This window comes from Micromonospora sp. NBC_00860, assembly GCF_045207375.1.
Classification (GTDB): Bacteria; Actinomycetota; Actinomycetes; order Mycobacteriales; family Micromonosporaceae; genus Micromonospora; species Micromonospora vinacea.
In genome coordinates this window covers 2,418,483-2,442,763 of record NZ_CP108825.1, presented here as the reverse complement: position 1 = coordinate 2,442,763, position 24,281 = coordinate 2,418,483, and the positions used below count along the sequence as shown (strand labels likewise).

Here is a 24,281-nt window from a genome sequence, read left to right as displayed (position 1 = left end):
TCAGTCTGCCGCGACCCGCGCCGCGAACAGCTGACGCACCCCCGGCTCGGCCCGCAGCAGCCCCAGCGCCAACTCCGCGTGCCCCGGCACGTACCCGTTGCCCACCAGCATCGTCACGTCCGCCGCCAACCCCTCCGCGCCCAACGCGGCCGCGGCGAAGCTCGTCGCCATCGAGAAGAAGATCACCGTGCCGCCGTCCGCGGTGGCCAGCACCGCACCGTGCTCACACCCCGGCACGTCCACGCAGACCACCGTCACGTCCGCCGGCGCACCCAACGCGGTGGTCACCGCCGTGGACAACCCCACCGGGTCGCGCGCGTCGGCCAACGCCACCACCGACGCCAGACCGGCGGCCGTCAGCGCGTCGTGCTCCGACGCCACCGGCACCACCCCGACGGTACGGGCGGCGCCCGCGCGTCGCGCCGCCGCCAATGACAGCGACCCGCTCTTACCGGCCCCGCCGATCACCGCGACACGCACCGGCGTCGGATCACCGCTGCGCCGACGCTCCTCGACGTAGCGCGACACCACCCGGGCGGTCAGCGCGGGCGCCCCGCACACGTCCAGCACGGCGAGGGACAACTGCGGGTCCTCGTCGGCGGGCAGCACCGCGGCGATGGACCGCGCGAACAGGATCGCCCACCCGTCGCAGGGCACCTGCTCGCTGCGCCCGTCCCAGCGGGCCAGCCCGTCGGTGATCACCAGGGGCGTCAGCGTCAGCGACACCAGGGTGGCGACCCGCTCCCCCGCCTTGAGCCCCAGCGGGGACCGCCGGCCGGCCTCCTCGACAGTGCCGATCAGCATCCCACCCGACCCCGTCACCGGGTTCTGCATCTTTCCCCGGGTCTCGATGATCTCCAGCACCTCGGCGCGGACCGCGTCACCGTTGCCGCCGTGCTTCTCCGACAACTGCCGGAAGCTCGCCGCGTCCAGGTTGAGCCGCTGCACCCGGATCCGCACCTCGTTCGGCGCGATCGCCGCCGACGTGTCCAGGCGCCAGGCCGCCTGCGGCAGCACCCCCGCCGGTTGCACGACGCGGTGCAGTCCCACCGGTGACGTCACGCCAACCTCCCCTGCCCAGCCGTCCGAAGCCCCGGTCAAGGCTCGCGTAACGGGAAAACTTACGGCAGACTAATTTCTTCGCCGGATATTTTCCAGTAGCCTTCGGGCTCCGATGATCAGCCGCAACACCGAGGAGGGGCCGTGACCCAGACCCAACCGGTTGAGACCATCCCTCAACCCCGTCACGCCCCGGTCGCCGTACCGACCGCCGGGCAGCCCTACGAGTACCACCGCCGCCCCCTGGTCGAACCCGACTGGACCCGCTTCCCCGGCTGGCGCCACGTCACCCGCGACCAGTGGGAATCCGCCCAGTGGCAGCGCGTCAACTGCGTCAAGAACACCAAGCAGCTCCGTGCCGTCTTCGGCGACCTCATCGACGAGACCTTCTACGCCGACCTCGAGGCCGACCAGAAAGCCATGGCCACCATGTCCATGCTGGTGCCCCCACAAATGATCAACACGATGGTGCCGTTCGCGACCCTCACCACCGAGGCGCTGCTCGCCGACCCCATCCGCCGCTACATGATCCCGGTCGCCTCCGACCGCCGCACCGACTGGCCCTCACACCCCTACGCCAGCCGCGACAGCCTCCACGAGCACGACATGTGGGTCGCCGAAGGGCTCACCCACCGCTACCCGACCAAGGTCCTCGCCGAACTGCTCTCCACCTGCCCCCAGTACTGCGGGCACTGCACCCGCATGGACCTCGTCGGCAACTCCACCCCCGCGGTCGACAAACTCAAGCTCACCCTCAAGCCCGTCGACCGCTACGACGCCCACATCGCCTACCTCAAGGCCCACCCCGGCGTCCGCGACGTGGTCGTCTCCGGCGGCGACGTGGCCAACGTCCCCTGGCGCAACCTCGAGTCGTACCTCATGCGCCTGCTGGAACTGGAGACGGTCCGCGACATCCGGCTCGCCACCAAGGCCCTCATGGGCCTACCGCAACACTGGCTGCAGCCCGACGTCGTCGAGGGCCTGGAGCGGGTGGCCCGCACCGCCGCCCGCCGCGGCGTCAACCTCGCCATCCACACCCACGTCAACCACGCCCAGTCGCTCACCCCACTGGTCGCCAAGGCCGCCCAGACCGCCCTCGACGTCGGCGTCCGCGACGTCCGCAACCAGGGCGTCCTCATGCGCGGCGTCAACGCCACCACCCCGGAACTGCTCGACCTCTGCTTCGCCCTGCAAGGCGAAGCCGGGATCCTGCCGTACTACTTCTACATGTGCGACATGATCCCCAACGCCGAACACTGGCGGGTCCCGGTCTGGCACGCCCAGCAACTCCAGCACGACATCATGGGCTACCTCCCCGGCTACGCCACCCCGCGCATCGTCTGCGACGTCCCCTTCGTCGGCAAGCGCTGGGTGCACATGCTCACCGACTACGACCGTGAGCGCGGCATCTCCTACTGGACCAAGAACTACCGCACCTCCATCGAATCCGCCGACCTGGAGGCGCTCAACAAGCGCTACGCCTACTACGACCCGATCGACACCCTCCCCGCCAACGGCCAGCAGTGGTGGCACGACCACCGCGACGACTGACCCACCCACGACGAAGCCCCCGGGAGGATTCCCGGGGGCTTCGTCGTCCCCCGTCACCGGCAGTCCAGCGCCTGCACGTACCCGGCGCGCACCGTCCCCGCGGCGACCTCGTCGGCGTACTCCCAGAACACCTCCGACCAGTCACCGGCCCGGTCCAGATCCCGCAGCACCCGCCAGCCATGGCTGCCGCGCAACGCCTCGGTGGCCCGCCGCACCCCGGCCTCGTCCCCACTCGCCCGCGCCCGCTGCCACTCCGCGATCCACCCGCAGCCGACCCGCGACGTCACCCCCACCCCGTACAGCCACAGCCGAGCCTCACCGCCGTCCGGAATGTCCTGCCGGCGACGCCACGCCACCAGGAACTTCTCCGCGACGACGTCGGCCGCGGTCAGGCGCGGATACCGGCGAGCACGAGATCGGCGACCCTACCGATCACCCGGGCGCTCGTCGCTGCCGGCAACCGCCGAAGCGACGCGATGGCCAACAGGCCGGCCCGGACGTCGTCCGCGTCGACGCCGCCGCGCAGCACCCCCGCCGCCCGGGCCCGCACCACCAGCACGTTCAACGCCTGCGCGTGTTCCCCCCGCTCCCGCTGAAACGCCGCACTCACCTCACCCGGCCCCAACAACGCCTCGTTCAGCGCCCGGTCATGGATCTGCCGCTCAGCGAACTCCCGCACCACCCCCGACAGCGCCCGCCACGGATCCGGATCGTCCAGCGCGCGACGCATCTGCACACCACAGTCGGCCACACGCTCGGCGAGGACCGTCGCGACCAACTCCGTACGCGACGGGAAGTGCCGGTACAGGGTCGCCACCCCCACCCCCGCCCGTCGCGCCACCTCCCGCATGGGCACATCGAGCCCGGCCGACGCGAACGCCTCCCGCGCCGCCGCCACCACCCGATCACGGTTGAACCGGGCATCGGCACGCTGGATCTGAGACATCCTCGGCCAGCTTCCCTCTCACTTGACCCCACAGCGGAACAGCTGCTCCGTTTCCTGCCTACGGTACGACCACCACCCCATCACCCCAGGCAGAGGAGCCCCTGATGTTCGCCGTCCAGTACGACCGGTTCGGTGGCCCCGAGGTACTCCACCTCGGCACCACCGACGCGCCACACCCCCGGGCCGGCCAGATCCGCATCCGCGTCCAAGCCGCCGGCGTCTCCCCCGTCGACGTCGGTCTCCGCTCCGGCCGCACCCCGATGAGCGCCCAACTACCGCTGCCCCACATTCCCGGTGTCGACGCGGCCGGCATCGTCGACGAGATCGGCGGCGACGTCGACGGTGTGACAGTCGGCGACCACGTCTTCGGCATCGTCGAGCTGGCCAGACTCGGCGGCGCGAGCGCACAGTTCGCGGTACTACAGCTCTGGGCGCACAAGCCCACCACCATGCCGTGGGCCCAGGCGGGCGCGGCGGGCACCAGCATCGAGACCGCCACCCGAGCCCTCGACCTGCTGGACCTACGGCCCGGCCTGACGCTCCTCGTCGACGGCGCCGCTGGCGGCGTCGGCAGCATCGCCATCCAACTCGCCGCCGCCCGAGGCATCAACGTCATCGGCACCGCCCGCGCCGACAACCACGACCTCCTCCGCCAGCTCGGGGCGACACCGCTCACCTACGGCCCCGACCTCACGAACCGCCTCGACGCCCTAGGTGTACTGCCCAGGGACGTTGGTCGAGATTGTGTGACGACACGATCTGATGTCGTAGGTAGGTGAAGGCCTCCGGTTGTGGAGTGGAGCTGTCTAGGAACCGCTCCGGCAACAGGAGGCCTTCGTGTCCCACGCTAACGCCGCTTTGACTCCTCGTGCACGTCTGCGCCTGGCGCGTCTGATCGTTGATGAGGGCTGGCCGGTCGCCCGGGCGGCTGAACGTTATGACGTGTCCTGGCCGACTGCGAAACGTTGGGCGGTGCGGTATGCCGAGCACGGGCCCGCCGCAATGGATGACCGGTCGTCGCGCCCGCACCACAGCCCCACGAGGACAGCCCAGCCCGTGGTGCGCAAGATCGTGCACCTGCGGTGGAAACAACGCCTCGGGCCCGTGCAGATCGCCGGCCAGCTGGCCATGCCAGCTTCGACCGTGCACGCCGTTCTGACCCGCTGCCGGATCAACCGGCTGACACACATCGACCGCGCCACCGGCGAGCCGATCCGCCGCTATGAACACGACCGGCCCGGCGCGATGCTGCACGTCGACGTGAAGAAGTACGGCAACATCCCCGATGGCGGCGGCTGGCGCTACGTCGGCCGAGCCCAGGGCGAACGCCATCGGCGAAGCACCGCGCACCGCACCGGCGCCCGCAACACCCACTACGACCCGCGCATCGGCACGGCGTTCGTGCACACCGTCATCGACGATCACTCCCGCGTCGCCTACGCCGAGATCCGCGACGACGAGACCGCCCTGACCGCGGTCGACGTACTCCAAAACGCCGTCGCCTGGTTCGCCGAGCGAGGCATCACCACCGAACGCGTCCTGTCCGACAACGGCTCGGCCTACAAATCACACGCCTGGCGCGACGCCTGCCACCAACTCGGCATCCGCCCGAAGAAGACCCGCCCCTACCGGCCCCAAACCAACGGCAAGGTCGAACGCTTCCACCGCACCATGACCGACGGCTGGGCGAAACGACGTTTCTACAGCTCAGAACACGCCCGCCGAGCAGCCCTCCCCGCCTGGCTCCACCACTACAACCACCACCGACCCCACACCGCCACCAAAGGCCAACCACCCATCACCAGGTTGACCAACGTCCCTGGGCAGTACACCTAGGCGTGACCCGGGTCGACCGCGCCCTCGACGTCGCCGGCGCCGGATCCCTGCCCGAACTGCTCCACCTCACCGGCGACCCGACAGCGGTCGTCACCCTCGCCGACTTCACCGCCCCCACGCACGGCGTCCGCCTGTCCATGGGGCAACTGGCGGGCGAACCCGACGGCCGCCACGGCCTGCCCGCAGCAGCCGAACTGTTCACCGAGGGCCGGTTCAGGGTGCCGATCGACGCCGCCTTCCCCCTTGAGAAGGCGGCCGACGCACACCAGACGGCCGAACGCGGATCCCGCCGCGGCAAGATCGTCCTGACTGTCGACGACGTGCGGGAAAGCTGAGCCTCAGCCGCCGGCCAGCACCTCGGACAACGGCGCCGGCACCAACCCCCGCTCACGCAACCCGGCCAGGATGTGCGGCAACGCCTCATCGGTCATCGCCGCGTTCGCCTCGGTCACGTGCATGATCACCACCGACCCGGGGCGGACGTGGTCCAGCACCGCCCGCACCAACGGCTTCCACGCCGTAGCGAACGGATCGCCGCTGACCACATCCCCGTCGACCACCGTCACACCCAGCGGTGCCAGCGCGTCCAGCGCCGCCGCGTCGTGGCACAACCCCGGGAACCGGAAGTACCGGGTCTGCCGACCCCCGTACGGCGCGATCACCTCGAACGTCTTCGCCACATCGCCGGCCAGCTCATCGACCGGCAGCCGCGGCAGGTCGTAGCAGCCGGCGGTGAACGCCGCGTGCCCGTAGGTGTGGTTGGCCAACTCGAACCGCGGATTGCCGGCGATCCGCCGGGTCACGTCCGGGTACCGCCGCACCCACTTGCCGGTCAGGAAGAACGTCGCCGGCACCTGCTCACGCTCCAGCAGGTCGAGGATGCGCAGGTTCGCGTACGACTTCACCCGGCCGGCCCGCAGGCTGGCCAGCATCCCGTCGGTCATGTCCGCGTCGAAGGTCAGCGCGACCTTGGCGCCAACGCGCGGGCCGTGATCCACCACAGGCGCCCTGCTCCCCACCCCCGTCGCGCCCGGGACAGCCGGAACCGTCGGCGTCGGGAGGCTCTGTGGGGTGGCGGAGGCCGTTGGCGCCGGAACCTCCTGCGATGCGCTGGCTGACGGCGCGGCCGCAGACGCGGACGAGCCCACGAAGACCGGCCGCTCCAACGGTGGCACCCGGGAGGCCGTGCACGCGACACTGCCCGCAACGGCCGCCGCAACCAGTACGCCACAGCACAACGGGCGAAGCCGGGGTCGGATCACGCCGCAGATCATGGCAGACGCGAAAGCACCTCACTGCCCCGCGCGCGACGGGTCCCCGGGCGACGGTGCGCCCGGGGACCCGTGGACCGCTCAGGTCACTTCGTGAAGGAGTCCTTCACGTTGCGACCAGCGTCCTTGACGTTCTGACCGGCCTGCTTGGCACGCGCGTCGCTCTGCTGGCTGGCGCCCTCGCCACGCATCCGCTCGTTGTCGGTCATGTCGCCGACGCGCTCCCTCGCGGCGCCGGCCATCTGCTCAACCTTGTTCTTGGCCTTCTCGGTGAAGCTCATCGCGCCTCCTCGGTCTGGCGGTTGTCCTGGGTCGCTTGCCCGGTCTCCGGGTGCCGAAACCGGTGGTGCCGGTCGGCACACCCGGTAGGGCATCCTAGGAAGATAGGTAGTGGGAGGGTCGCCTGTCGGCCCCGCCCCACGATGGTTAACTGACCGCATGGGAGAGCTCCTGCTGATCCGGCACGGCGAAACCACCTGGAGCGCCAGCCTGCGGCACACCTCGTACACCGACCTGGAGCTGACCCCCGACGGCGAGCGACAGGCCCGCACCCTGGCCGCCTTCCTTGCCGGGCGGCGCTTCGTCACCGTGCTGACCAGCCCCCGCTCCCGGGCGCTGCGCACCGCGCAGCTGGCCGGGCTCACCGTCGACGCCGTCGACGAGGACCTCAGCGAGTGGAACTACGGCGAGTACGAGGGCCGCACCACCGTCGACATCCACGACGACGATCCGCACTGGAACATCTGGACCGACGGCTGCCCCGGCGGGGAGTCCCCCGCCCAGGTGGGCGAACGGCTCGACCGGGTGCTGGCCCGCGTCACCCCGCTGCTCGACCGCGGCACCGTCGCGCTGGTCGGGCACGCGCACAGCCTGCGGGTGCTCGGTGCCCGCTGGATCGGCCTGCCCCCGTCCGCCGGCGGGCGGCTACGCCTGGACACCGCCACGGTCAGCGCGCTCGGTCACGAACACGGCCGGCAGGTCATCCTGCGGTGGAACCAGCCGGCTCCTCCGGCGCCCGGGACCGCGACCGACTCGGTGCCGCAGAGCTGATCTTCGGTGGCCGGTTCTCGTACGGGGTGGACAGCACCACTGTCGTCCGGGTCGTGACGTTCGCCGAGGTGCGGATCTCCTGGAGCACCCGCTCCAGGTCGGTGGGGCTGGCAACCCGCACCAGCAGCAGGTAGAAGTCCTCCCCCGCCACCGAGTAGCAGGAGTCGATCTCGGGCAGGTGGGCCAGCCGCTCCGGGGCGTCGTCCGGCTGCGACGGATCGAACGGCCGGATCGCCACGAACGCGGTCAGCGGCAGGTCCAGCGCCTCGAACGACACCCGGGCGGCGTACCCCTTGATGACCCCGCGCTGCTCCAGCCGACGGACCCGCTGGTGCACGGCGGACACCGACAGCCCCACCCGCTCGGCCAGGTCGGTGTACGACAGACGGCCGTCGGCGGTCAGCGCGGCGACGATAGCGCGGTCGATCTCCTCCACGGCGTGCAACCTACCGGGAAAACCGCCGCACGGCGACGAGGTACCCGAGTGGCGGGCCGCGGTGGGCAGTGACGCACCCACCGCAGCACCACCACGACGTGCCGTCGTCAGTCCCTGGCCAGCGCCCGGGAGATCACCATCCGCTGGATCTGGTTGGTGCCCTCGACGATCTGCAGCACCTTCGCCTCGCGCATGTACCGCTCCACCGGGTGGTCGGCCACGTAACCCGCGCCGCCGAGCACCTGCACCGCGTCGGTGGTCACCCGCATCGCCATGTCGGTGGCGAAGAGCTTCGCCTTGGCCGCCTCGATGGCGTACGGGCGGCCGGCGTCGCGCAGCCGGGCCGCCGCAAGGGTCAGCGCGCGGGCGGCGGAGATCTGGGTGGCCGCGTCGGCGAGGAGGAACCCCAGCCCCTGGAAGTCGATGATGGAGCGCCCGAACTGCTGGCGCTCCCGGGCGTAGGAGACCGCGTAGTCCAGGGCGGCCTGGGCCAGCCCGACCGCGCACGCCGCGATGCCCAGCCGGCCGGAGTCCAGCGCCGACATGGCGATGGTGAAGCCCATCCCCTCGCCGCCGATCAGCCGGTCGGCCGGCACCCGCGCCTCGTCGAAGGCGATCTGCGCCACCGGGGAGGCGCGCAGTCCCATCGTCCGCTCGGCCGCCTGTGGGGTGATGCCGGCAGTGCCCGCGTCGGCGAGCAGGCAGGAGATCCCCTTCGGCCCGGGCCCGCCGGTGCGGCAGAAGACGTTGTAGAAGTCGGCCGTCCGGGCGTGGGTGATCCACGCCTTGGTGCCGGAGACCAGGTACGCGTCGCCGTCCCGGTCCGCCCGGGTGGTCAGCGCCGCCGCGTCCGAACCACCCTGCGGCTCGGAGAGGCAGTACGCGCCCAGCAACTCGCCACCGAGCATGTCCGGCAGCAGCTTGCGCTGCTCGTCGCTGCCGAACGCCGCCACCGGGTAGCAGGACAGGGTGTGCACGCTGACCGCCTCGGCGACGGCGAGCCAGCGGCTGGCAAGGATCTCCAGCACCTGCAGGTACACCTCGTACGGCTGCGCCGCACCGCCGTACTCCTCGGGGTAGGGCAGGCCGAGCAGACCGGCCCGGCCCAGCGTGCGCAGCACCTCCCGGGGGAACTCGGCGCGTTCCTCGAAGGCCGCGGCCTTCGGCGCGAGCTCGCCGTCGGCGAGCTCGGTGGCGAGACCCAACAGGTCGTGGGCCTCGTCGGTGGGGAGGATCCGGTCGACAGTCATAGCGCGATGAGCTCCGTGGGGGTGGTGTTGAGCCGTTGCACGCCGTCCGTGGTGCAGACGACGATGTCCTCGATGCGGGCGCCGTGCCGGCCCGCCAGGTAGATGCCCGGTTCGATGGAGAACGCCATGCCGGCCTCGAGGGGTCGGTCGTTGCCGGCCACCAGGTACGGCTCCTCGTGCCCGTCGAGACCGATGCCGTGGCCGGTGCGGTGCAGGAACGCGGCACCGTAGCCGGCGGCGGCGATCGGCGCCCGGGCCGCGGCGTCGGCCGCCGCGCCGGTGATCCCGGGCCGTACCGCCGCGACGGCGGCGCGCTGGGCGTCGCGCAGCACCGCGTAGTAGTCGAGGAAGTCGGCCGGCGCCGACCCGCCCGCGAGGTAGGTGCGGGTGCAGTCCGAGCGGTAGCCCGATGCCATCGTGCCGCCGATGTCGACCACCACCGGCTCGCCGACGCCGATCGGCCGGTCGGAGGTGCCGTGGTGCGGGCTGGCGCCGTTCGGTCCGGCCGCCACGATGACGAAGTCGACTGTGACGTGCCCGGCGGCGCGAATCGCCGCGGCGATGTCGGTGGCGACCTCGGCCTCGGTGCGACCGGGGCGCAGCCACTCGCCCATCCGCAGGTGCACCTCGTCGATCGCCGCGCCAGCCTCGGCGAGCGCCGCGATCTCCGCCGGGGACTTGCGGATCCGCAGTTCGCGCAGCACCTCCCCGGCGAGCCGTTGCGTGGCGTCGGGCAGCGCCGCGCGCAGGCCGAGGACCTGCTCGGCCCACATTCGGTCGGCGAGCCCGACCGCCGCGACCGGGCCGTCGAGGGCGGCGACGACCAGGGGGTACGGGTCGGTGCCGTCGACGTGGTCGACGATGCGTACCCCGGTGCCCGGCGCCGGGGACGCCTCGGCGGCCGGGCGTTCGAGGCGGGGCACGACGAGGGTCGGCTCGCCCTCGGCGGGCAGCACCAGACAGGTCAGCCGCTCCCCCGCGTGGGCGTCGTACCCGGTCAAATACCGCAGGTCCGAGCCGGGGGTGAGCAGCAGGGCGTCCAGGCCGGCGGCGGCCGTCGCGCGCTGCGCGGCGATCAGCCGGTCGGGCGGATACAGCTCGTCGATTCCCACCCCGTCAGCTTAACGGTCGTTTGGGCAAACCCCATATCGACACCGATCGTCGGAAAATCCATCGACGTTGATTGACGCGGACAGTTAACACTCTTTAAGATTTGGCTGCCTCGAGGCCCACCCGCCCCTGCGTCCCCGCACCCCCCGCCCGCGACAACCCTGCGCGGGCGGGCGTCGTCCCCCGCCCACGGGAAGGCCCCCGATGTCCTCACCACTGCGCCGCGCCCTCGCCGCCGGCCTGCTCGCGCTGGCCACGGCCGGCGCCACCCTCACCGTCACCAGCGCCCCCGCGCAGGCCGTCGTGCTGCCGAACAACTTCAAGAGCGTCGGCTACATGCCCTCCTGGGCCGGCAACATCAACACCATCCAGTACAACAAGCTCACCCACATCAACTACGCCTTCATCCTGCCCAACAGCAACGGCACCCTGCAGGGTGTGGACGGGGCTCGGCTCTCCTCGCTGGTCTCCCAGGGGCACGCCAACAACGTCAAGGTCTCCATCGCCGTCGGCGGCTGGAACGACGGCAACGACTCGGCCTTCGAGACGCTCGCCGCCAACGCCACCAGCCGCACCACCTTCGTCAACAGCCTGGTCAACTTCGTCAACCAGTACAACCTCGACGGCGTCGACATGGACTGGGAGTACCCCGACGCGGGCGCCTCGGCCAACAACTACACGGCGCTCATGACGCAGCTCAGCAGCGCCCTGCACAGTCGCGGCAAGCTGCTCACCGCCGCCGTGGTCTCCGAGGGCGGCAGCGTCCAGGGCGTCCAGACGGCCGTGTTCAACCAGGTCGACTGGCTCAACATCATGGCGTACGACGGCGGCAGCCCGCACGCCAACTACGACTGGTCGATCAACAGCATCAACCTGTGGAAGGCCCGCGGCCTGCCGGCCAGCAAGGCCGTCCTCGGCATCCCGTTCTACAGCCGCCCCGTCTACTACAACTACTCGTACCTGGTCGGACTCGACCCGGCGAACGCCAACCGGGACTGCGCGACCATCGGCGGCAGCCAGCAGTGCTGGAACGGCATCCCGACGGTCAAGCGCAAGACCCAGTGGGCGCTGGCCAACGCCGGCGGCGTGATGAACTGGGAGCTGTCGCAGGACACCAGCGGCTCGACCTCACTGCTCTCCGCCATGTACGACACCATCATGGGCGGCACCACCCCGCCGCCGACCGGTCGCACCGGCCAGATCACCGGCATCGCCGGCAAGTGCGTCGACGTGGCCTCGGCCAGCACCGCCAACGGCGCCGCCATCCAGCTCTGGGGCTGCAACGGCACCAACGCGCAGACCTGGACCGTGGCCAGCGACAGCACGCTGCGCGCCCTCGGCAAGTGCGCCGACATCACCAGCGGCTCCACCGCCAACGGCGCGAAGGTCCAACTCTGGGACTGCAACGGCAGCGGCGCCCAGGTCTGGCAGGCGCAGTCCAACGGCACCCTGCGCAACCCGCAGTCGAACAAGTGCCTCGACGCCAGCGACAACAGCTCCGCCGACGGCACCCGGTTGCAGATCTGGGACTGCTTCGCCGGCGCCAACCAGCGCTGGACGCTCCCGGCCTGACACCGCACCCGCACGGCCCCGGTCGACGGCCCGTAGGGCCGCGGACCAGCCGGCTCGTAGGGTCCCCGGTCGACGCGAAGGCGTCAGCCGGGGATCCCTGCGTGCTCGCGGACCAGCATGAGCATCTCCTGCACCGAGCCGGCCGGGTCGGTGACCGGGAACTGCACGGCTCGCACCACCGCCTGCGGGTCCACCAGCAGTGTCAACCGCTTGAACCGGGTCATCCCACCGGCGCGGAAGACGGGCAGGAGCAGCCCGGCGGCCAGCCGGCCGTCCTCATCGGACAGCAACGGGAACGGCAGCTCGGCGTACGCGGCGAAGTCGGCGAGCTGGTCGGGCCGCTGCGTGCTGATGCCGTACACCCGTACACCGGCGGTCAGGAACTCCGGATGGCGCTTGGCGTAGGTGGTCGACTCCAGGGTGCATCCCCGGGCGCCGGGAATCTCCGCCCAGCCGGGCGGATAGCCGTGCGTCCCCGGCGCGTACGCCCCGGGGAACAGGTAGAGCACCATCCACGCGTCCGTCGCGGCCACCGCCACCGGCTGCCCGTCGGCCGCGGGCAGTACCACCTCGGGCAACCGCCGGCCCACCAGGTCGTGCGAGCGGCGCGCCTCGGCGGAACCGGCGTGGGCCGTCGCGGTCACCTCACCGTCACCCATCAGATGCCTGGTCCCCCAGTCCTGTAGCGCGATCAGCACCGGTAACAGCCCTTCGCCCCTCGCGGTGAGCAGGTAGTCGTAGCGCGGTGGGTGTCGTGAGTACGGCCGGCGCTCCAGCACACCGTGCTCGACCAGCGCGCCGAGGCGCTCGGTCAGCGCCCGACGACTGACGCCCAGCTCACGTTGCAGCGCGTCGAAGCGGGTAGTCCCGCCGGCGACGTCACGCACGATGAGGAACGTCCACCAGTCCCCCAGTACGCCGAGCGCCTGCGCGATGCCGCAGTCCGCATCGGCAAGATCCTCTCGCCGCACCCGCTACCTCCGTTGGTTCCGTCCGACTATAGTCCGTTCCGGATTGGAACGCTCTGCATCGACCACCGGCACGGTCCGCACGCCGGTTTCCCTGATCGAACGCCACCGCGAGCCATAGCCTGGAAGCGGGGAGCCGCCCGGACTCCCCCACCGGGAGGGCCGACGTGGCAGGGAACGAGGCGAACCGGGCGGCGACACGCCGTCGCCGCCAACTGTGGGCCGGGGTCCTCGCGCTCGTCGGCCTGGTCCTGCTGGTCATCGGCGTCACCGTCGCCGACGGCGTCGCGGCCTGGGTCGAGGTGGTCGTCGCGATCCTGCTGCTGGTGACCAGCTACGTCGTGCAGCACCTGGCCCGGCGCGAGACCGTCTACCGGCCCGACGAGCGACGCTGACACCACCGGCGGCCGGGCGTACGCCAGATCGTCGGACGGTTGTGCCAGGCTGTCCGGCGTGGCACACCGACCCCCGATCCTGCTGATCGACGCAGCCAGCCTCTACTTCCGGGCCTACTTCGGCATTCCGGAGTCCGCCGCCAAGGCCGAGGACGGCACCCCGGTCAACGCGGTGCGCGGCTTCCTCGACATGCTCGCCACCCTCATCCGGGTGCGGGGCGCCGACCGGATGGTCTGCGCACTGGACTACGACTGGCGCCCGGCGTGGCGGGTGGACCTGCTGCCGTCCTACAAGGCGCACCGGGTCGCCCCGCAGGGCGGCGAGATCGTTCCGGACACCCTCTCCCCGCAGGTGCCGATGATCCTGGAGGTGCTCGCGGCGGTGGGCATCACCGCTGTCGGCGCGACCGGCTACGAGGCGGACGACGTGCTCGGCACCCTCTCGGTGACCCAGCCGGGCCCGGTCGAGGTGGTCTCCGGCGACCGGGACCTGTTCCAACTCGTCGATGACGCCCGACCGGTCCGGCTGCTCTACGTCGGGCGCGGCGTCGCCAAGCTCGACGACTGCGACGACGCCGCGGTGCGGGCCCGCTACGGCGTGCCCGCCGACCGGTACGCCGACTTCGCCGCGCTGCGCGGCGACCCGAGTGACGGGTTGCCCGGGGTGGCCGGTGTCGGCGAGAAGACCGCCGCCCGGCTGATCGAGCGGTACGGCAGCATCGCCGGCATCCTGGCCGCCCTCGACGACTCCGACTCGTCCTTCGCGCCGGGCCTGCGCGCCAAGCTGGTCGCGGCGCGCGACTACCTGGGCGTCGCGCCGACGGTGGTCCGGGTCGCCCTGGACGTGCCCCTGCCGGCGCTTCCCACCGCGCTGCCGAGCGCGCCGGCCGACCCGGAGCGGCTGCTCGAGCTCGCCCAACGATGGAACCTGGCCGGCTCGGCCCGCCGCCTGGTCGACGCCCTCGCCGCCCCTCGTGGCGGCGAGAAGCCGTCGACATCCCCGCAAGCGGGGTAACCACCCGACGCGACCCGGTCGGGGGACGAGCGGGCGAACGCGGGATGCCGCGCTCGCCCGCCCGTTACCGTCCGTAGAGGTGGACCGGACAGGTCCATCGAGTCGAGCGGTTCCGCAGGAGTATCCCGTGCACCTCGCCGCGCCGGAGCCCGGATCGCCACGGGCCAGCGGTCCCCCGGTGCGCGACCCGGAGGGTCCGCGCCGGGTCACCCTCCTCGAACTCTTCTTCGACCTGGTGTACGTGGTCGCACTGGCGCTCATCTCGCGGGGAATGGTCGACCAGCTCGACTGGCACCGCGCCGCCGAAGCGCTGATCATGCTGGCCGCCGTCTGGTGGACCTGGGCGATCACCACCCTGGTCACCGACCTGTATAACCCGGAACGCACCGAGATCAAGCTGTTGATCAGCGCGGTGATGTTCGGCGCGCTGCTGATGACCACGGCGATCCCGGAGGCGTTCAACGACCGGGGCCTCGTCTTCGCCGGCACCTACGTGGCGATCCACCTGGGGCGCGGACTGTTCCTGATGCCGGCCGTACGCCGCGAACCGCAGACCCAGCGTCGGGCCGCCCGCATCTTCGTCTGGTTCGCGGTGTCGGCGATCCCGTGGCTCATCGGCGCGTTCGTCAGCGGCGACGCCCGGATCGTCTGCTGGGCCATCGCGCTCGCCATCGACTACCTCGGCTTCCGGCTCGCGTACCCGGTGCCGGGGCTCGGGGTGGTGCCCGAGAAGCAGCGCAACGTCACCGCGGAGCATCTCTCCGAGCGTTACCAGCAGTTCTTCATCATCGCGCTCGGCGACGCCATCCTGACGATCGGCACCATGTTCAGCGTGGAGCACAACGAGGCCGAGAACATCGGGGCCTTCGCTGTGGCGTTCCTGACCACGCTGCTGCTCTGGCGGATCTACGTGCACAAGTCCGGCGAGCTGCTGCCGACCGCCATCCAGGCGGCCCAGTCGCCCAGCAAGTTCCTGTTCAGCGCGCCATACACCCACCTGTTGATGATTTCCGGCGTGGTCACCACGGCGGCCGGCTTCCACCTGGTGCTGCACGAGCCGAGCGGGCGGACGCCGCCGGCCTGGCTGGCGGTCATCCTCGGCGGCCCGGCGCTGTTCCTGGCCGGCCGGGCCTCGTTCGAGTACGAGGTGTTCAGCCGGGTGTCGTGGTCCCGACCCGGTGGGGTGCTGGCGCTGCTGACCATCGCCCCCGCCCTGCTGTACCTGCCGCCGGTCTTCGCCTCCCTCGGCGGGCTGCTGGTCCTGGTCGGCGTGGCCTACGCGGACTTCCGGCGTAGCCACGGCAAGCCGCCGGAGGCCCCGTCACCGCCGCACTGACCCACACCCGCCCTTCACCGCGGAATCGGGCCGGCCAGCAGCCGGCCGGCGTCGGGCACGTACGGTTCGACACCCAGACCGGTGAGCAGTTGATGCACTGTCGCCGTCGCCGCGGTGAGCACCGGGCGCCCGAGACGGGCCTCCACCTGCGGCACGGCCGCCAACGACGGCAGCTGCACGCAGGCGGAGAGGACCACCGCGTCCACGTCGGTCACGTCCAGCCGATCGGCCAGCTCGACCAGGCGCGTCGCGGGGATGCGTCCGACCGCCACGTTGTCGGGCTCGCAGAGGCTCACCGAGTCGGTCACCTGCACGCCGTACGCGGCGAGGTAGGCGACGACGGTCGCTGTCAACGGCGGCAGGTACGGCGCGATCAGGGCCACCCGGCGGGCGCCCAGCGCCCGCAGCCCCGCGACCAGCGCACCGGCACTGGTCACCACCGGCATGTCGTGCCCGGCGCGACCGGCCGCGCGGCCCAACCGCCGCTCGGCCCGCTCGTGCGCGCCGGCGCCCTCGCACATCACCGCCACCAGGCAGGCGTACGCGAGCACGTCGCAGCGGGCGTCGGCCAGCTCGGCGGCACACCGCAGGGCGGAGCGGTTCATCCGGGCCAACTCGTCGGGCGTCACCTGACGCAGCCGTACCCGACTGGCGTGGGTGGTGAAGCGGACCGTCGGGTCGACGGCCTCGCGTCGGCGCAGCATCGTCGGGATCTCGGTCTCCATAGTGGTGTTGGAACTGGGTACCACCAGGCCGATCCGATAGCCGCTCACACCAGTGCCCCGGCGTACCCCCGGACCTGCAACCGTTGCCGGGCCGTGCCGGCCAGGCGCACCTGGAGGCCCAGCGGCGCGGCGGCCCGGCGGACGTCGTCCACGTGCAGCGATCCGTGCCGGTCCACGGTGAGCACCGGCGGTTCTTCGAGGTCACCCTCCGGGGCGTGGAACGAGAGCAGGGTGACCGAGGTGGTGAGGTAGCCCGGGTAAGCGGCGCGGGCGGCGGCCTCGTCCCGGTGGACCAGCACCACCAGATCGTCGAGGTGGGCGAAGTCGGCGGCGAGGGCGCCCGCTTTCCAGTGCGCCGGTTCCTCCGCCGCACCGGTGAGATGCCGGGACCGGTTCGCCGAGGTGATGTAGAGGTGATCCGATCCGGTCTCGGCGAGCGCCCGCTCGAAGAAGGCGTTGGACGGGCAGGTCAGACCCGGTGCGATCACCTGGGTGGTCCGCATCCCCTGGTCGATCTGGGTGAGGTGCTCGGGGAGCCGATCCGCCGCGGGCCCGCGGAAGCCGAACGGCCCGGCCCCGTAGAGGGCGTCCATCAGTGCCCGCACCCGACCGACCGGCAGGCGGGGCGAGATCCGCGTCCAGTCGAACATTCCCGGGATCCGGCCGATCGCTGTGGTGATGCTGCCGACCTGGTGGACAGGCCGCCCCTTGGCCAGGTTGACCCGCCGTACGGTGGCCGCGTCGGGGCGCGTGACGATGACGTAGAAGTTGGCGAACGCCGCCGCGACGATCGCGCCGCCAGCCAGCGCGCGGGCCGCGACCGCGACGTCCTCGGGGCGGTCGATGTACAGGGGCGGTGTCGGGGCGTCCATGAGTCCTCCTCGGCGGGGCCGTGAGGCAGTTCTACGTCCACCCACCCGGATGGTGGCGAGGTCGGTCGCCGATCCGATAGCCGACAGGCGCTACCCCGTGCGGGTGGCGGATGTCCGGGCGGTACGCAACGGCGGACCGCATCGGCCGGATGGGGGATCCGGCGGGGGTCCTAGCACGCAACCGTTAGCCGCGCGACCCGATTGGGTACAACGGCTGCACCTCAGATCCACCACATACCTCAGGAGGCAGCGATGCGCGGCACCTCGATTCTCGGAGTCATCGTCGTGATCTGGTTGGTGATCGGCGCGATCGCCGGTGGCCAGCGCGGTTACTACAGCGGCGACGACACCAACTGCGCCGAGGCCGGCACCATCCTGGTCACCATCGTGGCCGGGCCGTTGAACTACATCGGCGCCAACCCGAAGGTCGACTGCAAGCTGCCCGAGCCCTCCAAGTAGGCAACAGACGTGGACCGGCCCGTGCCCCGTTGGGGGCACGGGCCGGTGCCGTTCGGCGAGGTCGCGCAGGAGAGCACTAGCTCGGCTCCTCCCCCAACCGTGGACCGGTCGACCTGTCGCGTCCCCACGCGGCCAGCGGCTCGAGGGCGTCGTTGAGGCGCGCGCCGTCCTCGGTCAGCGAGTACTCGACGCGGGGCGGCACCTCGTCGTAGGAGACGCGGCGCACGACGCCGTCCGCCTCCATCTCCCGTAGGTGGGAGGCCAGCACCTTCTCGGTGATCCCGGGAAGCAGTCGACGCAGCTCGCCGAAGCGACGCGAGGGGTACTCGTGCAGCGCCCAGAGGATCAGCACCTTCCACCTGCCGCCGATCACCTCCATCGCGGTGTCGATACCGCAGGCGTGTCCGTCCGCGGTGCCCGGCCGGTTCACCGTCGCCATACCCACCCCTCCGACGTGCTCGCTCACCCCGGGGTAACCACGCACTCCGAAGTGCGTACTTGATCAGCTGGGGGCCGACGACCAGCCTAATCGGCATGGAACCGAACACTGTGGAGAAGCCCTCCGTCACGATGCTGGGGCTCGGCGCGATGGGTACCGCGCTGGCGCGTACCTGGCTTGCCGCCGGCTACCCGCTCACCGTCTGGAACCGCACCCCGGCCCGCGCCGCAGTGCTCGTGCCCGAAGGGGCGAGGGTCGCGGACACCGCTGCCCAGGCGGTCGCGGCGAGCACCCTGGTCGTCGTCTGCCTGTTGGACGACACAGCGGTCGACGAGGTGTTGGCGGATACCGACCTGGTTGGCCGGGACCTGGTCAACCTGACCACCAGCACCCCGGCCCAGGCCCGCGCCCGCGCGAATTGGGCCCGCAGCCGCGGCGCACGCTACCTGGCCGGTGGGATCATGGCTGTCCCTCCGATGATCGGCGTCCCGGAAGCCGGCGGCTACGTCTTCTACAGCGGCTCCCGAGCGCTGTTCGAACGGCACCGGGAGACGCTGCGCGTCCCGGTCGGCACCACCTACGTCGGCGAGGACGCGGGATTCGCGGCCCTGCACGACGTGGCACTGCTCAGCGCCATGTACGGGATGTTCGCCGGGGCCGCGCACGCCTTCGCCCTGATCCGTCGGGAGGACATCGACCCGGCGGCGCTCGCCCCACTGCTCGCCGACTGGCTCGTCGCGATGATCCCGGCGATTCACCAGACCGCCGACCAGCTGCGCAGCGGGGACTACACAAGGGGGGTCGTCTCCACTCTCGCCATGCAGGTAGCCGGCACGCCGACTTTTCTGAGCACAGCCGAACAGCAGGGCGTGAGCCCCGAGCTGCTCAGCCCCTACTTCGATCTGATGCGCCGCCGCCTGGCGGAGGGCAGCGGCGAGGAGGACCTGACGGGCGTCATCGATCTGCTGGTGCGGTGACGGCGGCCCGAGCTGACGCCGGCCCGTGGGTGAAGGCGGTCGTTGGCGCATGACGTCGCGGACCCCACACCCGCTAAGGCATCCTAGGAGGCTGGCTTGCAGCCTGACGGCGTTTGTGCGCGCCAGGGCCGGGAACCGCCGATGCCTCAGCCAGCGAACGCGATCGGGAGTGTGGCATGCAGATCGGCTACAAGTTGGCCTCGGAGGGATACGGCCCGCAGGAGATCATCCGACAGGCCGTCCTGGCCGAGCGGGCCGGCTTCGACTTCGTCGAGATGAGCGACCACTACCACCCGTGGCTGGACGCGCAGGGGCACTCGTCCTTCACCTGGAGCGTGCTCGGCGCCATCGCGGCCAAGACCAGCACCCTGCGCCTGGCCACCGGCGTCACCTGCCCGACCGTCCGCTACCACCCGGCGATCATCGCGCAGGCCGCGGCGACCATGGCACTGATCTCCGACGGCCGGTTCACCCTCGGAGTGGGCGCCGGCGAGCGACTCAACGAACACGTTGTCGGGCAGGGCTTCCCCAGCGTGCGGGGCCGACACGAGCGACTACGCGAGGCACTGGAGATCATCCGACTGCTCTGGCAGGGCGGCTACCAGTCGTACGAGGGCCGACACCTGCAACTGGAGGACGCCCGGGTCTTCGACCTGCCGGACACCCTGCCCGTGATCGCGGTGGCGGCCAGCGGTGAGGCGTCGGCACGGCTCGCCGCCGAGTTGGGCGACGGCCTGTTCGCCACCGAACCGGACGCGTCGATCGTCGAGCACTACCGCCACGCCCAGGGCTCCGGCCCGCGCTACGCCGAGGTGCCACTGGCCTGGGCCACCGACGAACAACAGGCGGTGCAGGCGGTGTTGCAGACGAGCCGGTGGATGGTCACCGGCTGGAAGGTGATGAGCGAGTTGCCGAACCCGGTCAACTTCGACGCGGCCAGCGCGTACGTCGAGGAGAAGCACATCCGGCAACTCTTCGCCATCGGCCCGGACCCGGAACCGCACGTCGCCAAGGTCCGGTCGTACGTCGAGGCCGGCTTCGACCACATCGTCCTGCAGAACGCCGGCCCCGACCCGGACGGCTTCCTCGACTTCTTCGCCGGCGACCTCTCCGGCCGTCTGCGCGCGATGGGGTGACACCGGCGGGCAGCGGCTGACCGGGACGAGCAGCGGCGAACCGCCCCGACTGATCATCGGGGCGGTTCGCCTGGCGCTCGGGATGGGTGCGCGGGTGTGTTCAGCGGAAGCAGTGCGCGATCGGCACCGGGCTGCCCTCGCAGTTGGTCGGCTCGTTCTCGACGACCACGCTCTCATCGTCGATCTTGACCTGGGCGTGCATGCCGAAGATGCCGCCGGGCTTCAGCGTCGACGCGTTGTGGGTGACCTTGCTGGTGTAGATCGCCACCGAGCCCGCGTTGGCGTAGATGCCGCCCCCCTTCGACGCGGCACCGACGGCCTCGTTACGGGTCACGTCGCTGCCGCGGACCAGCAGGTTCGCCTTCTCGGCGTAGATGCCGGCCCCGAGGCCGTGGGTGGTGTTGCCGTCGATCACGCTGTCGTCGATCGGCGTCAGACCCTTCACTGTCGAGATGCCGCCGCCGTTGACTGTGGACGTGTTGCCGCGGATGGTCATCGTGCGCAGCACCAGCACCGCGTCGGAGTTGGCGGCGCCGCCGCCGACCTGCGCGGTGTTGTTCAGCAGCTCGGTGTCGGAGACCTTGGTCCGGGCCGAGAAGCTGGCCAGCCCACCCCCCTGGGCGGCGCTGTTCTGGGTGAAGGAGGCGCTCTCCACGTCGGCGGCCCCACGGTAGTTGCCGAGCCCGCCGCCGTAGGCGTTGGCGCTGTTGCGGTGGAACTCCGAGCGCTTCAGCGTCAGCACGCCACCGTTGAGCAGGCCCCCGCCCTTGCCCGCGGCGCCGGCGGCGCTGTTGCCGACGAACGTGGAGTCGGTGACCACCATGTTGCCGTCGTTGAAGATGCCGCCGCCGCCACCTTCGGGCGACAGCGAGGTGCTCTGGGTGACGGTGACCCGTTCCACCACGGCGGTGGCGCCGTGCACCACGTGCACGCTGCCGCCCTCGATGGCCGAGCGGCCGTTGTGCAGTTCCACGTCGCGCAGGGTCAGCTCGCCGCCGTCGCGGACGGTGAAGAAGCGGAACGCGGCGGCCTGGGCGGCCCGGGTGATGGTGGCGCCCGCGCCGTCGATGGTGATGGCCTGGTAGATCACCGGCAGGCCGGCGGTGTCGTCGGCCGGGTTGTGCGGCGGCGCCTCGGCGTCCCCGGGGGTCTCCGCGGCGTCGGCGGCCTCCCGGGCGTCACGGATCCCACCGTCGTACTGGTCGGTCTCGTGGAACGCCTCGGTGAGGGTGTAGCGGCACTTGGGCGCGAGGCGAAGTTCGCCACCGCCCTCGGCGTTGGCAGTGACCAGCGCCGCCACCAGCTTCGCGGAGTCGCAGGGCACCGACACCACGCCCCGCTTGCCGGTGCCCGGGGTGGTCGGACGGGCCCGCTCCGCGTCGTCCGCTTCGGGTTGCGTACCCCGTCGGTCGTCGTCGGCCGCCGGGGTCAGCCGGGCCAGACCTGGGAGGGTGAGGGCGCGGTCGGCGGCGGCGGCCGCGCCGGCCCCTCCCACGACCAGGCTCCCCGCCAGCAAGCCACTGGCTAAGAACCATCGGGACCGGCGTCTGGGTCGGGTCGCGCGGTCTCCCTCTCGGTACGTGGACATCAACGGTGCCTGCCTTCCTGCGTACGTGACGTGACCGCGCGCCGATTCGGGCGCGGGGGGCTCGACGTGTTCGCCGGCTACCAAACGTCACGATAGGTCCGCAATACGGACAGGAGGGTGTGAACGTGAATAGTGCCCTCTTTCATCTTCAAAGCTGTCAGACCGGCATCGACGTCACCCGCCCACGTGGATGCCGGGCCGACGCAGCGGGTCCCGTTCGGTCCGTCGGATGATCTCCCGCACCACCGGCGGGGTGTCCCCCCGACCCAGGATGAGGTAGCGCGCCAGGTGCGCGATCGGGCTCCCCTCCGACCACTCGAAGTGCGCGTGCGGCCGGACCCCGGTGGCGTCCCGCAGAGCCAGCAGGATCGCGGCGATGGCGTTGGGCACGGCCGGACTGTTGGCCCGCAGCACCCGGAAGCCGCCCACCTCGATCCCGTGCACGCGCAACACCTGACTGAACTCCGACGGATCGACCACGTCGATCTCCAGGAACAGCACATCCGCCGCCCCCGGCACCGGGTTCATCCCGCGCTGCGCCCGCTCCTTGATCGTGTACTCCTTCACCGACCCCTTCTGCCGCTTGTTCGCGATCAGGTGCAGCTGCCCGTCGTGCGCCAGCGACTCGGTGATGAACCGACGGGCCGCCTCGTCGAACTCGATCCGCTCGGCGCGCAGCTCGGTGGTCCGGGTGACCCGGGAGACCAACGAGACCGCGATGATGCCGAGGATGAACAGCGCCGAGATCGTGATCCCGTCCGGCTGTTCGATGACGTTCTCCAGCAGCGCGTACAGCAGCACCAGGGTCAGCACTGTGAAGCCGATCGCGGAACCACGCCGGTGGTGCCGGCCCGCGGAGATCGTCACCGCCACCGCTCCGGAGACCATCATCGCCAGGATCCCGGTGGCGTACGCCCCGGCCTGGGCGTTGACGTCGGCCCGGAAGGCGATCGTGATGGCGACGCTGACGACGGTGTAGACGATCACCACGGGGCGTACCGCCCGCGCCCACTCCGGCGCCATCCCGTACGACGGCAGGTAGCGCGGCACGATGTTGATCAACCCGGCCATCGCCGAGGCCCCGGCGAACCAGAGGATGAGCACACTGCTCACGTCGTAGACGCTGCCGAACACCTCACCCAGGTAGGTGTGCGCCAGGAATGCCAGCGCCCGGCCGTTCGCGGCGCCGCCCGGTCGGAACTCCTCCTCCGGAATGAGCGCCGTGGTCACGAAGGTCGTCGAGATCAGGTACACCGACATGATCAGCGCGGCGGTGGTGAGCAGCCGACGCGTGTTGCGGATCCGGGCGGCGAGCCGAGCCTCCTTGTCCGGGCCGTCGGCCGCGACCAGGGGCATCATGCTGACCCCGGTCTCGAAACCGGACAGGCCCAGCACCAGCAGCGGGAACGCCAGCACCGCGGTGAGCAGCACGTGTCCCGGTCCGCCACCGGTCTGGGTCACCGCGGCCGTCCAGTTCGACACGATGCCCGGATCCTCGACGATCCGGATCACCGCGACCACCACGATCACCGCGTTGAGCACCAGGAAGACCGCGACCAGCGGGATGGCCACCACCACCGCCTCGCGGAACCCGAGCAGGAACACCCCGCCGAGGATGAGCAGCAGCACCACAGTCACCACCACCGGCACCACTGACCCGTGCAGGGCGTCCGGCAGGTACGGGTTCTCCAACAGGTGCACTGTGGCGTCGGCCGAGGAGAGGGTGATCGTGATGATCCAGGAGGTGGCCACGAAGCCGAGCAGCACCAGGACGAAGATCTTGCCCCGCCAGAACGGCAACAACCGCTCCAACATCGCCACCGAACCCTGACCGTGCGGGCTCTCCTGGGCCACCCGCCGGTACATCGGCAGCATGCCGAACAGGGTGAGCGCGACGATCAACAGGGTCGCCAGCGGGGAGAGCGCGCCGGCCGCCACCGCAGCGATGCCCGGCAGGTACGACAGCGTGGAGAAGTAGTCGACACCGGTCAGACACATCACCTGCCACCAGGCGTGCCGACGGTTCTGCCCCTCGGTCGCCTCGGGACCGGGCGGCTGCACCTGGTGCTGGAAGAGCCACCGGCGCAGCGGACTGGCCGGCGGCGCCGAGCGGGCCGCGGTGGCCACGCGTTCGGGCACCGCGACCCCCTGCCGGCCGCCCCGGTGTGGGCGGGCCGGATCGCGGGCCGCCCGCAGTGCCGGGTCCGGCCCGGTCGGCGCGTGGCGGCGTCCGCTCCAGCGTCGTGGTTTCGCCCGGTGGTGCTCGTCACCCATCGCCAGTCCCACCCTC

General features: G+C 71.3%; 25 protein-coding genes and 1 pseudogene. 12 read left to right on the top strand and 14 right to left on the bottom strand.

Features of this window, described 5'->3' with window-relative positions; translation table 11 throughout:
- Nucleotides 1-1,050, bottom strand: a complete 1,050-nt coding sequence (locus OH804_RS11035) for a zinc-binding alcohol dehydrogenase (protein WP_196924966.1) — start codon at nucleotides 1,048-1,050, stop codon at nucleotides 1-3.
- Nucleotides 1,051-1,203: 153 nt separating this feature from the next.
- Here OH804_RS11035 and OH804_RS11030 point away from each other — a divergent pair, with 153 nt between their 5' ends.
- Nucleotides 1,204-2,610, top strand: a complete 1,407-nt coding sequence (locus tag OH804_RS11030) for a KamA family radical SAM protein (RefSeq protein WP_406064821.1) — start codon at nucleotides 1,204-1,206, stop codon at nucleotides 2,608-2,610.
- Nucleotides 2,611-2,663: 53 nt separating this feature from the next.
- Here the strand turns inward: OH804_RS11030 and OH804_RS11025 are convergent, their stop codons facing one another.
- Together OH804_RS11025 and OH804_RS11020 are read right to left on the bottom strand one after the other, a co-directional pair.
- Nucleotides 2,664-2,966 carry a hypothetical protein gene (locus OH804_RS11025; RefSeq protein ID WP_406064819.1) on the bottom strand — a complete coding sequence of 101 codons (303 nt, stop codon included), beginning with the start codon at nucleotides 2,964-2,966 and terminating at the stop codon, nucleotides 2,664-2,666.
- Between the two features lie 32 nt (nucleotides 2,967-2,998).
- The gene (locus OH804_RS11020; protein WP_406064817.1) at nucleotides 2,999-3,556 is read right to left on the bottom strand and encodes a TetR/AcrR family transcriptional regulator; all 558 of its coding nucleotides are present in this window, start codon (nucleotides 3,554-3,556) and stop codon (nucleotides 2,999-3,001) included.
- 104 nt (nucleotides 3,557-3,660) lie between these two features.
- Here OH804_RS11020 and OH804_RS11015 point away from each other — a divergent pair.
- The 3 genes and pseudogenes from OH804_RS11015 to OH804_RS11005 form a co-directional block, all read left to right on the top strand.
- Nucleotides 3,661-4,269, top strand: a pseudogene (locus OH804_RS11015) (NADP-dependent oxidoreductase); the annotation flags it as partial.
- A 124-nt stretch (nucleotides 4,270-4,393) separates the two neighbouring features.
- Nucleotides 4,394-5,392 (top strand): IS481 family transposase, encoded by a 999-nt coding sequence (locus tag OH804_RS11010; protein ID WP_406058104.1) that lies wholly within the window; start codon nucleotides 4,394-4,396, stop codon nucleotides 5,390-5,392.
- Between the two features lie 2 nt (nucleotides 5,393-5,394).
- Nucleotides 5,395-5,727, top strand: a complete 333-nt coding sequence (locus tag OH804_RS11005) for a zinc-binding dehydrogenase (protein WP_406064816.1) — start codon at nucleotides 5,395-5,397, stop codon at nucleotides 5,725-5,727.
- Nucleotides 5,728-5,730: 3 nt separating this feature from the next.
- Here OH804_RS11005 and OH804_RS11000 read toward each other — a convergent pair whose 3' ends face one another.
- Nucleotides 5,731-6,390 carry a polysaccharide deacetylase family protein gene (locus OH804_RS11000; protein WP_406064814.1) on the bottom strand — a complete coding sequence of 220 codons (660 nt, stop codon included), beginning with the start codon at nucleotides 6,388-6,390 and terminating at the stop codon, nucleotides 5,731-5,733.
- Nucleotides 6,391-6,749: 359 nt separating this feature from the next.
- A complete protein-coding gene (locus OH804_RS10995; protein ID WP_088989634.1) occupies nucleotides 6,750-6,944 on the bottom strand; it encodes a CsbD family protein in 195 nt (64 codons plus the stop codon).
- Between the two features lie 157 nt (nucleotides 6,945-7,101).
- Between OH804_RS10995 and OH804_RS10990 the strand changes: the two genes are divergently transcribed.
- Nucleotides 7,102-7,713 (top strand): histidine phosphatase family protein, encoded by a 612-nt coding sequence (locus tag OH804_RS10990; protein ID WP_210785778.1) that lies wholly within the window; start codon nucleotides 7,102-7,104, stop codon nucleotides 7,711-7,713.
- On the opposite strand, the gene OH804_RS10985 is transcribed toward OH804_RS10990, so the two are convergent.
- The 3 genes from OH804_RS10985 to OH804_RS10975 form a co-directional block, all read right to left on the bottom strand.
- On the bottom strand, nucleotides 7,643-8,149 hold the full coding sequence (locus tag OH804_RS10985; RefSeq protein ID WP_091398289.1) for an Lrp/AsnC family transcriptional regulator: 507 nt from the start codon (nucleotides 8,147-8,149) through the stop codon (nucleotides 7,643-7,645). The two genes, OH804_RS10990 and OH804_RS10985, sit on opposite strands and share 71 nt — an antisense overlap.
- A gap of 107 nt (nucleotides 8,150-8,256) precedes the next feature.
- Complete coding sequence (locus tag OH804_RS10980) at nucleotides 8,257-9,399, bottom strand: acyl-CoA dehydrogenase family protein (RefSeq protein ID WP_196923190.1); 1,143 nt, start codon at nucleotides 9,397-9,399, stop codon at nucleotides 8,257-8,259.
- On the bottom strand, nucleotides 9,396-10,511 hold the full coding sequence (locus OH804_RS10975; RefSeq protein WP_406064810.1) for a M24 family metallopeptidase: 1,116 nt from the start codon (nucleotides 10,509-10,511) through the stop codon (nucleotides 9,396-9,398). Before OH804_RS10975 ends, OH804_RS10980 begins: the two co-directional genes overlap by 4 nt.
- Before the next feature lie 202 nt (nucleotides 10,512-10,713).
- On the opposite strand from OH804_RS10975, the gene OH804_RS10970 reads away from it, so the two are divergent.
- Nucleotides 10,714-12,081 (top strand): glycosyl hydrolase family 18 protein, encoded by a 1,368-nt coding sequence (locus OH804_RS10970; RefSeq protein ID WP_196923192.1) that lies wholly within the window; start codon nucleotides 10,714-10,716, stop codon nucleotides 12,079-12,081.
- An 83-nt stretch (nucleotides 12,082-12,164) separates the two neighbouring features.
- Here the strand turns inward: OH804_RS10970 and OH804_RS10965 are convergent, their stop codons facing one another.
- Nucleotides 12,165-13,052, bottom strand: a complete 888-nt coding sequence (locus OH804_RS10965; RefSeq protein ID WP_406064807.1) for a winged helix-turn-helix transcriptional regulator — start codon at nucleotides 13,050-13,052, stop codon at nucleotides 12,165-12,167.
- Nucleotides 13,053-13,216: 164 nt separating this feature from the next.
- Here OH804_RS10965 and OH804_RS10960 point away from each other — a divergent pair, with 164 nt between their 5' ends.
- The 3 genes from OH804_RS10960 (at nucleotide 13,217) to OH804_RS10950 (ending at nucleotide 15,795) form a co-directional block, all read left to right on the top strand.
- Nucleotides 13,217-13,444 (top strand): hypothetical protein, encoded by a 228-nt coding sequence (locus OH804_RS10960; protein ID WP_196923194.1) that lies wholly within the window; start codon nucleotides 13,217-13,219, stop codon nucleotides 13,442-13,444.
- 58 nt (nucleotides 13,445-13,502) lie between these two features.
- Nucleotides 13,503-14,459, top strand: a complete 957-nt coding sequence (locus OH804_RS10955) for a 5'-3' exonuclease H3TH domain-containing protein (RefSeq protein ID WP_406064805.1) — start codon at nucleotides 13,503-13,505, stop codon at nucleotides 14,457-14,459.
- Nucleotides 14,460-14,586: 127 nt separating this feature from the next.
- Nucleotides 14,587-15,795, top strand: coding sequence for a low temperature requirement protein A (locus OH804_RS10950; protein ID WP_406064803.1), 1,209 nt, complete (start codon nucleotides 14,587-14,589; stop codon nucleotides 15,793-15,795).
- 14 nt (nucleotides 15,796-15,809) lie between these two features.
- Here OH804_RS10950 and OH804_RS10945 read toward each other — a convergent pair whose 3' ends face one another.
- Nucleotides 15,810-16,544, bottom strand: a complete 735-nt coding sequence (locus OH804_RS10945; protein WP_406064801.1) for an Asp/Glu racemase — start codon at nucleotides 16,542-16,544, stop codon at nucleotides 15,810-15,812.
- A gap of 20 nt (nucleotides 16,545-16,564) precedes the next feature.
- Nucleotides 16,565-17,392: a hypothetical protein gene (locus tag OH804_RS10940; RefSeq protein ID WP_406064799.1), complete on the bottom strand. Its 828-nt coding sequence runs from the start codon at nucleotides 17,390-17,392 to the stop codon at nucleotides 16,565-16,567.
- Between the two features lie 252 nt (nucleotides 17,393-17,644).
- Between OH804_RS10940 and OH804_RS10935 the strand changes: the two genes are divergently transcribed.
- Nucleotides 17,645-17,851, top strand: coding sequence for a hypothetical protein (locus OH804_RS10935; protein ID WP_007460667.1), 207 nt, complete (start codon nucleotides 17,645-17,647; stop codon nucleotides 17,849-17,851).
- Between the two features lie 76 nt (nucleotides 17,852-17,927).
- On the opposite strand, the gene OH804_RS10930 is transcribed toward OH804_RS10935, so the two are convergent.
- On the bottom strand, nucleotides 17,928-18,290 hold the full coding sequence (locus OH804_RS10930; protein ID WP_196923199.1) for a helix-turn-helix domain-containing protein: 363 nt from the start codon (nucleotides 18,288-18,290) through the stop codon (nucleotides 17,928-17,930).
- A 95-nt stretch (nucleotides 18,291-18,385) separates the two neighbouring features.
- On the opposite strand from OH804_RS10930, the gene OH804_RS10925 reads away from it, so the two are divergent.
- Together OH804_RS10925 and OH804_RS10920 are read left to right on the top strand one after the other, a co-directional pair.
- Nucleotides 18,386-19,267 (top strand): NAD(P)-dependent oxidoreductase, encoded by an 882-nt coding sequence (locus OH804_RS10925; RefSeq protein ID WP_406064796.1) that lies wholly within the window; start codon nucleotides 18,386-18,388, stop codon nucleotides 19,265-19,267.
- A 176-nt stretch (nucleotides 19,268-19,443) separates the two neighbouring features.
- A complete protein-coding gene (locus OH804_RS10920; protein ID WP_196923201.1) occupies nucleotides 19,444-20,403 on the top strand; it encodes a TIGR03557 family F420-dependent LLM class oxidoreductase in 960 nt (319 codons plus the stop codon).
- A 100-nt stretch (nucleotides 20,404-20,503) separates the two neighbouring features.
- Here the strand turns inward: OH804_RS10920 and OH804_RS10915 are convergent, their stop codons facing one another.
- Both OH804_RS10915 and OH804_RS10910 read right to left on the bottom strand, forming a co-directional pair.
- Nucleotides 20,504-21,991: a hypothetical protein gene (locus tag OH804_RS10915; protein ID WP_406064794.1), complete on the bottom strand. Its 1,488-nt coding sequence runs from the start codon at nucleotides 21,989-21,991 to the stop codon at nucleotides 20,504-20,506.
- 174 nt (nucleotides 21,992-22,165) lie between these two features.
- Nucleotides 22,166-24,265 carry an amino acid transporter gene (locus tag OH804_RS10910; RefSeq protein WP_406064792.1) on the bottom strand — a complete coding sequence of 700 codons (2,100 nt, stop codon included), beginning with the start codon at nucleotides 24,263-24,265 and terminating at the stop codon, nucleotides 22,166-22,168.
- Nucleotides 24,266-24,281 lie beyond the last annotated feature (16 nt).